Raw genomic sequence first — 12388 nt, 5'->3', positions numbered from 1 at the left:
CGGCGTCTCGCCGCTTGCTGCCGCGCCGCACTGGCAGCTTGCCGCTGTTCGGGTAAAATACCGCGCTTTTCGAGCCGCGTGGACGTCCCGCTGGACCTGCAGGCCGCGCCCGCAAGCCCCGCCGGGCTTGCCGAAGCCGGTGTGCTATGGGCTTCGTCCCGGGGTCGCCCCCGTGCGAGGCGCGCCCGACCGGCGACGGACGCCCCGGACCAGCGCGCCACGCCGAACGAGTCGCCCGCGCAAGGACGACCAGAGCGCGGCGACAATCCCAGCGGCACGGCAATTTTGACCGCCTAGAATAGCGACCGTCGGCCCTCGGCCGGTGCTCGTCGAGTCGAGTCATCACGACGATCAGTTTGATTCAGGAGAAACATGAAGAAGTTCGCACTGTGCGTGGCTCTGGCAGTCATGGCCACCGGCGCGCTGGCGAAAGAATGGAAAACGGTGCGCATCGGGGTCGACGCCAGTTATCCGCCGTTTGAATCGAAGGCGCCTGACGGCAGCATCGTCGGTTTCGATGCCGACCTGACCCGCGCGCTGTGCGCGAAGATGAACGTGAAGTGCGTGTGGGTCGCGCAGGATCTCGATGGCATCATTCCGGCGCTGAAAGCACGCAAGTTCGACGCGATCATCTCCTCGCTGAGTGTCACCGACAAGCGCCGCGAGCAGATCGACTTCTCCGACAAGATGTTCGACGCGCCCGCCCGCATGATCGCGAAAACCGGTTCGCCGCTCCTGCCTACCCCTCAATCGCTGAAGGGCAAGCACGTCGGCGTCGAACAGGGTTCGACGCAGGAACAGTATGCGAAGGCCTGGTGGGAGCCGAAGGGCGTGATCGTCGTGTCGTACCAGAATCAGGACGAGGTGTACGCGGATCTCGCGTCGGGTCGCCTCGACGCGGCGCTGCAGGACGAAGTTCAGGCCGACGCCGGCTTTCTGAAGGCGCCGCGCGGCAAGGGTTTCGCCTGGGCCGGTCCGGAAGTGAAGGATCCGCGGACGATCGGCGAAGGCACCGCGATCGGTCTGCGCAAGGGCGATGCCGATCTGAAGGCGAAGTTCAATCAGGCGCTCGCCGAGGTTCATCAGGACGGCACGTTCAAAAAGCTAGAAAAGCAATACTTCGATTTCGACATTTATCCTGGCCGTTGAGCGAAACAGGCAGGATACTGAATAGCAAGCCGGCGCAGACCGGCGGCAGTAGCAGTAGCACTAGCAGTGGCAGTGAAAGAGGCAGCGAGGGTGGAAACGCCCGGCAGTAGATTCAAAAACAATCCGAGACGAAAGTCCCAAAAGCGCGCTGCAGGAGCCCCAACGTTTCTGCAGCATGATTTGCACAGCGGCACGCTGTGCGCCGCGAATCAAGGCGAGCCAGGCGCTCGTCCCCGACGCGGCGCATCGCAGGCCGCGTCTTTCGCGGTGCGCGAGAAGCGCATCGTCGAGGACTTCCTATGTTCCTTCAAGGCTACGGCCCGCTGCTTCTCAGCGGCACCTGGCAAACCGTCAAGCTGGCGGTGTTCTCGCTCGCGCTCGCGTTCGTGCTGGGCCTGCTCGGCGCGGCGGCGAAATTGTCGAAGAACCGCCTGTCGAACGGCGTCGGCACGGTGTATACGACGCTCGTGCGCGGGGTGCCCGATCTCGTGCTGATGCTGCTGCTGTTCTATAGCATCCAGATCTGGCTGAACAACCTGACCGACGCGATGGGCTGGGACCAGATCGACATCGACCCGTTCGTGGCCGGCGTCGCGGTGCTCGGCTTCATCTACGGCGCGTACTTCACCGAGACGTTCCGCGGCGCGTTCCTTGCGGTGCCCCGCGGCCAGCTCGAAGCGGGCGCGGCTTACGGCATGACGGGCTGGCAGGTGTTCTCACGCGTGATGTTCCCGCAGATGATGCGCTTCGCGCTGCCGGGCATCGGCAATAACTGGCAGGTGATGGTCAAGGCGACCGCGCTCGTGTCGATCATCGGTCTCGCCGACGTCGTCAAGGCCTCGCAGGACGCCGGCAAGGGCACGCTGCGGTTCTTCTTCTTCACCCTGCTCGCAGGGGCGATCTATCTCGTCATCACCACAGTGTCCAACTTCGTGCTGATGTACCTCGAAAAGCGTTACTCGACCGGCGTGCGAAAGGCGGACCTATGATCGAGATCATTCAGCAATACTGGCGCAACTATCTGTTCAGCGACGGCTATCGCTTCACCGGTGTCGCGATCACGTTGTGGCTGCTGGTCGTGTCGATCGGGCTGGGCTTCTGTCTGTCGGTGCCGCTCGCGGTTGCGCGCGTGTCGAAGAAGAAATGGCTCGCGGGCCTCGTGTGGCTGTATACATATATCTTCCGCGGCACGCCGCTCTACGTGCAGCTGCTGCTGTGCTACACGGGTCTGTATAGCCTCGAGATCATCCGTAACAACGAGCTGACCAACGCGTTCTTCCGCGACGGCATGCATTGCACGCTGCTCGCGTTCACGCTGAACACCTGCGCGTACACCACCGAGATTTTCGCGGGCGCGATCAAGGCGACGCCCTACGGCGAGATCGAAGCGGCGCGCGCGTACGGCATGTCGTCGTTCACGCTGTACCGGCGCGTGATTCTGCCGTCGGCGCTGCGCCGCGCACTGCCCTACTACAGCAATGAAGTGATCCTGATGCTGCACGCGACCACGGTCGCGTTCACGGCCACGGTGCCGGACATCCTGAAGATCGCGCGCGACGTGAACTCGGCGACGTATCAGTCGTTCAACGCGTTCGGCATCGCCGCGCTGCTGTATCTGTGTATTTCTTTCGCGCTCGTGTGGCTGTTCCGCCGCGCCGAGCGTCGCTGGCTCGCTTATCTGCGGCCGCAAGGCAAGTAACTGCGCGGTCATAGACTGGCAAGCTCGTTAAGGATCCTGATGAACTCCAAGAAGCAGAAGCTCTTCGTCGACGAGCTTCACAAAAAGTACGGCGACAACGAAGTCCTCAAGGGCGTGTCGCTGAAAGCCAATGCCGGCGACGTGATCAGCGTGATCGGTTCGTCCGGTTCGGGCAAGAGCACGATGCTCCGCTGCATCAACTTTCTCGAACAGCCGAACGCCGGGCGCATTGTCGTCGACGGCGAGGAAGTGCGCACGCAGACCGCCAAGGACGGCGCGTTGCGCGTGTCGGACCCGAAGCAGTTGCAGCGTGTGCGCACGAAGCTGTCGATGGTGTTCCAGCACTTCAACCTGTGGTCGCACATGAACGTGCTCGAGAACATCATCGAGGCGCCGGTGCATGTGCTCGGTCTGAAGCGCAAGGAAGCCGAGGATCGGGCACGCGAATATCTGGAAAAGGTCGGCCTCGCGCCGCGTCTCGAGAAGCAGTATCCGTCGCATCTGTCGGGCGGCCAGCAGCAGCGCGTCGCGATCGCGCGGGCGCTGGCGATGCACCCCGACGTGATGCTGTTCGACGAACCGACCTCCGCGCTCGACCCGGAACTCGTCGGCGAAGTGCTGAAGGTGATGCAGAAGCTCGCCGAGGAAGGCCGCACGATGATCGTCGTCACGCACGAAATGGGCTTCGCGCGAAACGTATCGAATCACGTGATGTTCCTGCACCAGGGCCGCGTCGAGGAAGAAGGCCATCCCGACGAAGTGTTCAGGAACACGAAGAGTGAACGTCTGAAGCAATTCCTGTCGGGCAGTCTTAAGTAATAAAAATTACCTGCCATTTATGATGCGAATGGCATCGAAAATGTAGTCGATGTAGTTTTACAAGGCGCTTACGAGCGCCTTTTTCGTTTTTGCCGCCTTCGTCCGTCCGGCCATTCCAACCACGAAAAAGCGCCGAAAATCCCACAAAACGGGCCATTCAGGCCTTGTTTTCGCCTTACCCTGCCACTTTTGCCTCGTCAATAGTGGCAATCCTTAATACGACCCCTCCCGAGCCGCGATTCCCTTGCCAGGCAAGGCGTTGCGCGTTTTCCCGGGGCACTGCCCGGGGTCCGGGCCCACATTCGTATTGCAATTTGGCGACACCACCTGTGGGCGGTACCAATTTCTTCTCCCAGCTAAAGTTATTTTTGATAAATTGGTAACCAAAGTAGCAAAACAAAGTTGATTAAAAGTAGTTTCACTTCAAAACACAGAGGAGAACCGGTCGACGTGGGGATCGGCGTGACGCAAAGATAGCTCGACGCTACATGTCACGGCAGGAGACCTACCCGCCACTCTCCCCTGGTACCGCTTTCTGTTCGGTGCTGATCGCGTCCGAACACCACTCGCAGTACTGGGTTTCTTTTTTTGACAGGGTATGGAGGAGAAGATGAAGAAAGCTTTGCTCGCCGCGGCGCTGATGTCGGCCGGCGTTGTTGCACACGCTCAGAGCAGCGTCACGCTGTATGGTCGTTTGGATGCAGGTCTCGAGTACATGTCGGGTGTTCCGAGCCCGGGCAGCACTAACGCCAACGGCGCGGCCAACTCCAGCTCGAACCGCTTCAAGGCGGAAAGCGGCGACTGGGGCACCAGCCTGTGGGGCATGAAGGGTGTCGAGGACATCGGCGCTGGCAACAAGATTCTGTTCCAGTTGGAAGGCTCGTTCAACACGATGACGGGCGCGGGTCCTGGCGGCGGCGGCCTCTTCAATCGCTGGGCAACGGTCGGTGTGTCGAACAACCAGTACGGTACGTTCACGATGGGCCGCATGCTGTTCATCTCGAACGGCGTGTGGGACTTCGACCCGTTCGGTCAGTCGGACTGGTCGTCGGCATCGCTCGTGCGTGGCCGCAACTGGCCGCAGTCGAGCAACAACTTCGCGTACCAGTCGCCGAAGATCGCAGGCTTTGACTTCTACGGTCAATACGCGCTGTCGAATGCGACGAACTGGAACGGCAACGGCACGACCGCACAAGGTCGCGAAGCTGGCGCGCAGGTCACCTACACGAGCTCGCTGTTCCAGGTCCGTGGTATCTACGACGAAATCCGCAACCCGCTGAACGGCCAGTTGTGGGGTGGCAACGTCGCCAACAACGGCATCAATTCGGCTAACACGGGCAACGGCGTGTTCGCGGCATCGCGCGAGTACTCGGCTCTGCTGAACGTGTTCCTCGGCCAGTTCAAGATTCAGGCCGCTTACCAGGCAATCCGTTCGGCAAGTGCGACGGGCGTTGCATATGGTCAGCCCACCACGCTGGATCACGAATGGGGCGGTGTGACGTGGCAGGCAACGCCGGCTGCAGCGCTGATCGCGGCGGTCTACCACGTGAACGGCAACAACGGCGCGGGGAATGCGACGATCTACACGGTTGGCGGTTCGTACAACCTGTCGAAGCGCACGCTGGTCGACCTGCAGGCAGCAACGGTGCGCAACAGCCGCAATGCGAACTTCGGCCTGAATGCGAACAATGCGGGCTTCGCTGCCGCAACGGACAACCCGCTGCAAGGCCGCCAGCAAAGCGGCGTGTACGCAGGTATCCAGCACTCGTTCTAATCGGGCGGTGCACCCCGAGGGCCGTGCCCTCGGGGCGTAACACAGAATTCTCCAAGAGAATCTTTTTCACGCTGCTGCGAGAGGCGCGTATCGGTGCAATATCCGCAAGGGTATTGCACCGTTTTTTCTTTGGCGCGCGCTTTTGAGTGGTTGCGCGCACCGGGCCGGTGCGTGCTTGCGCAGCTTATACGGCTGCTTCGTTCTCTTCGCCGGTACGAATACGGATCACGCGCTCGACATCCGCCACGAAGATCTTGCCGTCACCGATCTTGCCGGTGCGCGCCGCGCCGATGATCGCGTCGATGACCTGATCGCACTGGCTGTCCGCGACCACGACTTCGATCTTCACTTTCGGCAGAAAGTCGACCACGTACTCCGCACCGCGATAGAGCTCGGTATGCCCTTTCTGGCGGCCGAAACCCTTGACCTCGGTAACGGTCAGGCCCGTGAGGCCGACTTCCGCGAGCGCCTCGCGCACTTCGTCGAGTTTGAACGGTTTGATGACTGCGGTGATGCGCTTCATGGCGAACCTCGTCTCTTGATGGGAAGAGTGGAAGGGAATGGATGATTTTTATTCTACGCCGCGCCGGATGCATTGCGGCATCCGCGCGCGGGCGTCGTCTTTCACTCCACCGGCTCGGTGTAGCGCGACGTGATCGGATAACGCCAGTCGCGGCCGAACGCACGATGCGTGACGCGAATGCCGATCGGCGCCTGACGGCGCTTGTATTCGTTGATCTTGATCAGGCGCGTGACACGCTTCACGTCGTCGACCCGATAGCCCGCCGCGATGATCTCCGCGAGCGAACGATCCTCTTCCATGTACATGCGCATGATCGCGTCGAGTACTTCGTATTCGGGTAGGCTGTCCTGGTCGGTCTGGTTCTCGCGCAGCTCAGCCGATGGCGCGCGCGTCAGAATCCGCTCGGGAATCACGTCGCGCGTCGCGAATGTAGTGGCCGCGTTGCGATAGCGGCACAGCCGGTACACGAGCGTCTTCGCGATGTCCTTGATCACCGCGAAGCCGCCGGCCATGTCGCCGTATAGCGTGCAATAGCCGACCGCCATCTCGCTCTTGTTGCCGGTGGTCAGCACGATCGAGCCAAACTTGTTCGACAGTGCCATCAGCAGCGTGCCGCGGATACGCGCCTGAATGTTCTCTTCGGTCGCGTCTTCGGCGCGGCCCGCGAACTCTTCGGCGAGCGAGCCGCGAAACGCGTCGAACATCGGCGCGATCGCGATCTCGTCGTAGCGCACGCCGACCCGGCGCGCCATCTCGGCGGCATCGGTGGTGGAAATGTCGGCCGTGTAGCGCGACGGCATCATCACCGCGCGGACCTTGTCGGCACCGAGCGCGTCGCACGCAACGGCGAGCACGAGCGCTGAATCTACCCCGCCCGACAGACCGATCAGCGCGCCCGGAAAACCGTTCTTGCCGATGTAGTCGCGCACCCCCATCACGAGCGCCGCGTACACCTGCGCTTCGATCGATTGCTCCGGCGCGAGCGCGGCCGGCAGCGGCGTGGCGCCGTCGAACTCGACGATCGCCGTGGTTTCCTCGAACTGCGCGAGCTTCGCGACCAGTTCGCCCTGCGCGTCGAGCACGAACGAGCCGCCGTCGAACACGAGTTCGTCCTGGCCGCCGACCATGTTCACGTAGACCATCGGCATACCGGTCTCGCGAATGCGCGCGCGCAGGATGTCGAAGCGCACCGCTTCCTTGTTCAGGTGATACGGCGAGCCGTTCGGAATCAGCAGCACCTGCGCGCCCGCGGCCTTCGCCATCTGCGCGGCCGACGCGTGCCACGCGTCTTCGCAGATCACGACGCCGTACTTGAGCCCGTCGAGTTCGAACACGAACGGCTGCGGATCGGCTGCGAAGTAGCGCTTCTCGTCGAACACCTCGGTATTCGGCAGATCCTGCTTGCGATAGGTGCCCTTCACTTCACCGTCGACGATCAGCGACGCCGCGTTGAACGTATCGATCGGCGGCACGCCGCGCTCGATCGGCGCGTTTGCATTACCATGGCCGTTCGCCGCGTTGTGCACGAGATTGTCCGAGCCGTCGCGCAGCGGATGACCGACGATCACGTGCAGCCCGGTGAGCGGTTTCAGTTGCGCGGCGAGATCGGCCAACGCGGCCGCGCTCGCGGTGTAGAACGCGGGGCGCAGCAGCAGGTCTTCGGGCGGATAACCCGACAGCGCGAGTTCAGGCGCGACCAGCAGCTTCGCACCGTCGCTGTGCGCGGCGCGCGCGGCGGCGACGATCTTCGCGACGTTGCCGGCGAAGTCGCCGACGGTGACATTGATTTGAGCAAGAGCGATTCGGGTCTTCATGGCAGGATCGACAGGCAAGCCTTCACGGCTCGCGGTACCGCGGCTCGATGGCTCGACGGAATTGAACAAACCGGATAAACGAACTCAACGAACGACGTGGCAGCTTCAGCTTCACAGCGCCGCGCCGGTCATTGCAAACAGTCACTCAGATTGAACCAGCAACGTATCGATTATCGCACGGGCATTCTGGCATCGCCCTCCGAGGTGGACGCCGCCGAGTGGAACGCCCTTCTCGCCGCGCAGCCGCAGCCCACGCCGTTTTTGCGGCACGAGTTTCTGAGCGCGCTCGACGCGACCCACTGCGCGGTCGCCGACACCGGCTGGGCGCCGCAATTCGTCACGCTGACCGATGCACGCACGGGCAAGCTCGCCGCGGCGGCGCCCGTCTATCTGAAGGGCCACTCGTACGGCGAGTACGTGTTCGACTGGGCCTGGGCCGACGCGTACAAGCGCAACGGTCTGCCCTACTACCCGAAGCTGCTGTGCGCGGTGCCGTTCACGCCGGTGCAGGGCAACCGCCTGCTGTCGGCGAACGCGCACGCGCTGCGCCATCTCGCGGCCACCTTGATGGCGTTCGCCGAGCAGGCCGAGGTGTCGTCGCTGCATGTGCTGTTTCCAACGCAAGGCGAAGCGGACGCGCTCACCGATATCGGCATGATGCAACGCGAAGGCGTGCAGTTTCACTGGCTCAACGACGGCTATCGCGACTTCGAAGACTTTCTGTCGACGCTCGAACAGAAGAAGCGCAAAAACATCCGCGCCGAACGTCGCAAGGTCCGCGACGCCGGCATCACGATGCGGCGCATCCGCGGCGCGGACATCAAGGATGCCGACTGGCGCTTCTTCAGCAAGTGCTATCGGCAAACCTATCGCGAGCATTTTTCGAGTCCGTATCTGAACCTCGATTTCTTCCGGATGATCGGCGCGTCGATGCCTGAGAATCTGCTGCTCGTCATCGCCGAATACGAGGGCAAGCCGATCGCGAGTTCGCTCGTCGTCTATCAGCGCGACGACACGACCGGCGGCACCTTGTATGGCCGCTACTGGGGCGCGCTCGAACACGTGCCGTGTCTGCACTTCGAAACCGCGTACTATCAGCCGCTCGAATTCTGCATCGAAGAAAAGCTCGGCGCATTCGAAGGCGGCGCACAGGGCGAGCACAAGATGGCGCGCGGCTTTCTGCCGACGGCCACGCGCTCGACGCATTGGCTCGCGCATCCTGCCTTCGCCGATGCGGTCGGCCATTTCCTCGACAACGAAAAGAACAGCATCCACGCGTACGTGGACGAGCTGCGCGAACACAATCCGTTCAAAGGCTAGAAGCGCGGCTATGGCGTGGTTTCTCTATCTGCTCGAATGCTCGGACGGCAGCGTCTATACCGGTATCGCGACCGATGTCGCCGCGCGCTTCGACAAGCACGTGAGCGGCACGGGCGCGCGTTATACACGCTCGCGCAAGCCGGTGCGGGTGCTCGCGTCGTTCGAGCTGGCGGACCGCTCGAGCGCGTCGAGCGCCGAGTATTGGGTCAAGCGGCTCACGGCGGCCGACAAGCGGGCGCTGGCGGCCGGGTTGTTCACGCTGCAGTCGGTGTTGCCGGCGGTGGCTGTGAATGAAGACGCGCAAGACGGCGATAGCGCCGACGGCTGAGCCGCGCTAACCCCTCGCCTCGCGCATCCGCTCCGTCAACAGCCGATGCACGCGCGCGAGCTCCCCCACCACATCCGCTTCCAGCGACGTCAAGCGCTCGCGCGCGGGCAACTCGAGCCGGACCGGCCGTAACGTGCGGTTCAATGCGGCCTCGATCGCCGCGCTCATCGCCGCGACCCACTCGCCGAGTTCGCCATGCATGTCGCGACGGTTCGCGCTGAGACGCAACTGCGTCGCCGTGCCGGCCATCCTGCGCAGCAGGCTCAGCACGGTCAGCGTGACCGTATCGGCCATCGAGTCTTCGAGCTTTTCGAGCCGCACACGGCCGATCGCTTCCTCCGCGTTGTTGCTGGTGAGACCCGCCGCGCGGCGCAATTGCTCGATCTGGTGGCCGCTGTGCCGCGGCGCGTCGAGCGACGCGCGCAGATACGCGAGATTCGCGCGTACCGCGTCGCCGAGATAGACACGCAGGTCGAGCTTCTCGCGCGTCGGCCATAGCAGGAAGGTCGCGAGCAGCGCGAGCACGCAGCCGAGCACGTTGTTGCCGAGCCGCGTCAGCGCGAACGCCAACTCGTTGGCGCCCGGCGTCGCGAAGTCGGCGACCAGCACGAAGGCCGGCGTCAGGAACAGCACGAACAGGCTGTAGCTGACGGGGCGCAGCGCCATCGTCGCCATCACCAGCGGGAACACCGCGAGCGAGATACCGAGCGGCGAATGAATCGCATAGCCGATCGCCGCCGCGAGCACGCCGCCGACGATGCTGCCCGCCGCGCGCTCGATGCTGCGCGGCCATGTCGCCGCGATCGACGGCTGCAGGATCAGCAGCGTCGCCATCGTGGCCCAGTAGCCGAACGGCAGACCGAACGCGCGGATCAGCAGAAAGCCTGCCGTCGTCGTCACGCCGACGCGCGCCGCATGGCGCAAGCCGACCGACTGCCACGACAGGTTCGCCTTCAGCGTCGACCACGCGTGCGCCGTATATCGCGCGACGCACGCGCCCCACGACTCGACGTGCACCTCACGCGGCGCGAAATCGACGAGCTCGAAACCGGATTGCAGCTTCACCGGTTCGAGCAGCCCGCCTTCGAGCCGATGCGCGAGACGCCGCAGCCGCGCCTGCGGGTGCGCGAGGCGTTCCCAGCGCGCGTCGCCGGTCGCGCTGCCGATGTCGCCGAGCACTTCGCCGATCGCATTGAGCGAGCGCACCGCGCGTTGGGTGCGACGCGGATCGTCGGGCATTTTCTCGCCCGCGCCCGACACCGCGATCAGATATGCGAACAACGCTTCGCCATCGGTCAGCAAGCCGAGCAACGTGTCGTAGACGGCCGCGCCGCCCGCTTTCGATGCGGGCACGCTCGCGAGCGCATCGCGCGAACGTTCGAGCGACGCGCGCGCGTCGGCGCGAAAGCGCGCCGCATGCGCGGCCCATTCGCGCGGCGCGGCACGCGCGCCGACGAGCCGCGCGCTATCGAACGCGACATCGGCGAGGCGCAGATACACCGCGCGCAACGACGCGCGGCTCGCGCCGAACGGATGAATGCGCCACACGGACAGGCTCAGCACGATCGCGAACAGGCAGCCGATCAGATAGACGCCGAGAAACGCGACACCGGCACGCGCGTCGTGCATCGGCCGGTCGACCATCACGACGCAGGCGGTCGCCGCGAGGATCGTCACCTGCGACGTGGCCGCGCCCCAGATGCGGCCGAACCCGCCGAGCGTCGTGAACGCGAGCACCGCGAGCGCGGCCCACGCGGTGCCGGACGCGGACGCGAACGCGGTGATACCGCCACACAGCGTCGACAGCAGCGCGAAGCCCAGCATCGACATGAAGCGCGCGCGGTTGGAGCCGGCCGCATCGGCGAGACAGGTCCAGAACGCGCCGATCGCGGCCCACGCGAACACCGGATCGTGCAGCACGTTGCCGAGCGCGAGCATCGCCGTCGACGCGCAGGCCGCCCTCAAGCCCTCCGAAAGACTCGCCTCGCTCGCCGCGAACGACACCATCCACACCGGCCGCTTGCGATAGATCGCGGTGACGAGCGAATGCAGCCGGGTCGACCAGCGCGGCGATGTCGAGTGGGACTTGCTGCGGTTCATCATCCGGACAGTGGGCTGGGTTGAATTGATGGAGTCGCGCGGGCGTGCCGAAGTCAGTTCGCGCGCAAAGGTCGTGCGGCGAATCATAAGGGTTTACACCTAAATATAAAAATGCGTTCCGTTCATCGGCGTCATGCGTTCAGGTTATGCGCGTGGGCCGCCGCATGCGAGACGGAAATCGTGACGCTCGTCGCACGGTAGTCGAGTCCCGCGCAAACCGCATGAAAAAACCGCGCGGTCCTTGCGGACTCGCGCGGTTTTCGTACTGCATGCCGCGAGCGGATGAACCGCGACGCGCTTACTTCTTGTAGTTCGCGACGCCTTCGCTGATTTCCTTGTGGGCAGCATCGACGTCGGCCCAGCCTTCGACCTTGACCCACTTGCCCTTCTCCAGCGCCTTGTACTGTTCGAAGAAGTGCTTGATCTGGTCCTTCAGGTAAGCCGGCACGTCGTCGACCGACTTCAGGTTCGCCGTCATCGGGCAGATCTTGTCGTGCGGCACGGCGATCAGCTTCGCGTCGACGCCCGATTCATCGGTCATCTGCAGCATGCCGAGCGCGCGAGCGCGCACGACGGAGCCGGCCAGCAGCGGGAACGGCGTGATCACCAGCACGTCGACCGGGTCGCCGTCGCCCGACAGCGTCTGCGGAATAAAGCCGTAGTTGGCCGGATAGCGCATGCCGGTGCCGATGAAACGGTCGACGACGAGCAGGCCCAGGTCCTTGTCGGCTTCGTACTTCACCGGGTCGCTTTGCGCCGGGATTTCGATGATGACGTTGAAATCGTGCGGAAGGTCTTTGCCTGCGGGAACGTGATTGAAGCTCATGAGCGCTCTCTGAAGGGGATGGAAATCGGAAGGCGG

At 63.6% G+C, this 12388-nt stretch carries 11 protein-coding genes; 7 read left to right on the top strand and 4 right to left on the bottom strand.

Annotated elements, in window-relative coordinates:
- Positions 1–372 precede the first annotated feature (372 nt).
- The 5 genes from EVC45_RS15600 to EVC45_RS15580 all read left to right on the top strand — a co-directional run bounded on the left by EVC45_RS15600 (position 373) and on the right by EVC45_RS15580 (position 5441).
- Positions 373–1149 (top strand): ABC transporter substrate-binding protein, encoded by a 777-nt coding sequence (locus EVC45_RS15600; RefSeq protein ID WP_129958871.1) that lies wholly within the window; start codon positions 373–375, stop codon positions 1147–1149.
- Between the two features lie 299 nt (positions 1150–1448).
- Positions 1449–2138, top strand: a complete 690-nt coding sequence (locus tag EVC45_RS15595; RefSeq protein WP_129958870.1) for an ABC transporter permease — start codon at positions 1449–1451, stop codon at positions 2136–2138.
- Complete coding sequence (locus tag EVC45_RS15590; protein WP_008918158.1) at positions 2135–2848, top strand: ABC transporter permease; 714 nt, start codon at positions 2135–2137, stop codon at positions 2846–2848. Before EVC45_RS15595 ends, EVC45_RS15590 begins: the two co-directional genes overlap by 4 nt.
- Positions 2849–2887: 39 nt before the next feature.
- Positions 2888–3667: an ABC transporter ATP-binding protein gene (locus tag EVC45_RS15585; protein ID WP_129958869.1), complete on the top strand. Its 780-nt coding sequence runs from the start codon at positions 2888–2890 to the stop codon at positions 3665–3667.
- A 610-nt stretch (positions 3668–4277) separates the two neighbouring features.
- Complete coding sequence (locus tag EVC45_RS15580) at positions 4278–5441, top strand: porin (protein ID WP_129958868.1); 1164 nt, start codon at positions 4278–4280, stop codon at positions 5439–5441.
- 184 nt (positions 5442–5625) lie between these two features.
- Here EVC45_RS15580 and glnK read toward each other — a convergent pair whose 3' ends face one another.
- Both glnK and EVC45_RS15570 read right to left on the bottom strand, forming a co-directional pair.
- Complete coding sequence (gene glnK / locus EVC45_RS15575; protein ID WP_013088783.1) at positions 5626–5964, bottom strand: P-II family nitrogen regulator; 339 nt, start codon at positions 5962–5964, stop codon at positions 5626–5628.
- Between the two features lie 101 nt (positions 5965–6065).
- Positions 6066–7778 (bottom strand): NAD+ synthase, encoded by a 1713-nt coding sequence (locus tag EVC45_RS15570; RefSeq protein ID WP_129958867.1) that lies wholly within the window; start codon positions 7776–7778, stop codon positions 6066–6068.
- A 150-nt stretch (positions 7779–7928) separates the two neighbouring features.
- On the opposite strand from EVC45_RS15570, the gene EVC45_RS15565 reads away from it, so the two are divergent.
- Entirely contained in the window at positions 7929–9098 is a 1170-nt protein-coding gene (locus EVC45_RS15565) for a GNAT family N-acetyltransferase (RefSeq protein WP_129958866.1), read from the top strand.
- Between the two features lie 10 nt (positions 9099–9108).
- Complete coding sequence (locus tag EVC45_RS15560) at positions 9109–9426, top strand: GIY-YIG nuclease family protein (RefSeq protein WP_129958865.1); 318 nt, start codon at positions 9109–9111, stop codon at positions 9424–9426.
- A gap of 6 nt (positions 9427–9432) precedes the next feature.
- Here EVC45_RS15560 and EVC45_RS15555 read toward each other — a convergent pair whose 3' ends face one another.
- Positions 9433–11529, bottom strand: coding sequence for an FUSC family protein (locus EVC45_RS15555; RefSeq protein WP_129958901.1), 2097 nt, complete (start codon positions 11527–11529; stop codon positions 9433–9435).
- A 295-nt stretch (positions 11530–11824) separates the two neighbouring features.
- Positions 11825–12352 carry an inorganic diphosphatase gene (ppa, locus tag EVC45_RS15550; RefSeq protein ID WP_129958864.1) on the bottom strand — a complete coding sequence of 176 codons (528 nt, stop codon included), beginning with the start codon at positions 12350–12352 and terminating at the stop codon, positions 11825–11827.
- Positions 12353–12388: the final 36 nt, after the last annotated feature.

It is taken from the genome of Paraburkholderia sp. UYCP14C, from assembly GCF_004197395.1.
GTDB lineage: Bacteria > Pseudomonadota > Gammaproteobacteria > Burkholderiales > Burkholderiaceae > Paraburkholderia.
This window is presented reverse-complemented; position numbering and strand designations above follow the sequence as displayed.

Bases quoted from the DNA above. Each gene is read 5' to 3' on its own strand.
- EVC45_RS15590 (WP_008918158.1), top strand. From the start codon at position 2,135: ATGATCGAGATCATTCAGCAATACTGGCGCAACTATCTGTTCAGCGAC.
- EVC45_RS15580 (WP_129958868.1), top strand. From the start codon at position 4,278: ATGAAGAAAGCTTTGCTCGCCGCGGCGCTGATGTCGGCCGGCGTTGTT.
- EVC45_RS15585 (WP_129958869.1), top strand. From the start codon at position 2,888: ATGAACTCCAAGAAGCAGAAGCTCTTCGTCGACGAGCTTCACAAAAAG.
- EVC45_RS15595 (WP_129958870.1), top strand. From the start codon at position 1,449: ATGTTCCTTCAAGGCTACGGCCCGCTGCTTCTCAGCGGCACCTGGCAA.
- EVC45_RS15560 (WP_129958865.1), top strand. From the start codon at position 9,109: ATGGCGTGGTTTCTCTATCTGCTCGAATGCTCGGACGGCAGCGTCTAT.
- EVC45_RS15570 (WP_129958867.1), bottom strand. From the start codon at position 7,778: ATGAAGACCCGAATCGCTCTTGCTCAAATCAATGTCACCGTCGGCGAC.
- ppa (WP_129958864.1), bottom strand. From the start codon at position 12,352: ATGAGCTTCAATCACGTTCCCGCAGGCAAAGACCTTCCGCACGATTTC.
- EVC45_RS15555 (WP_129958901.1), bottom strand. From the start codon at position 11,529: ATGATGAACCGCAGCAAGTCCCACTCGACATCGCCGCGCTGGTCGACC.
- glnK (WP_013088783.1), bottom strand. From the start codon at position 5,964: ATGAAGCGCATCACCGCAGTCATCAAACCGTTCAAACTCGACGAAGTG.
- EVC45_RS15600 (WP_129958871.1), top strand. From the start codon at position 373: ATGAAGAAGTTCGCACTGTGCGTGGCTCTGGCAGTCATGGCCACCGGC.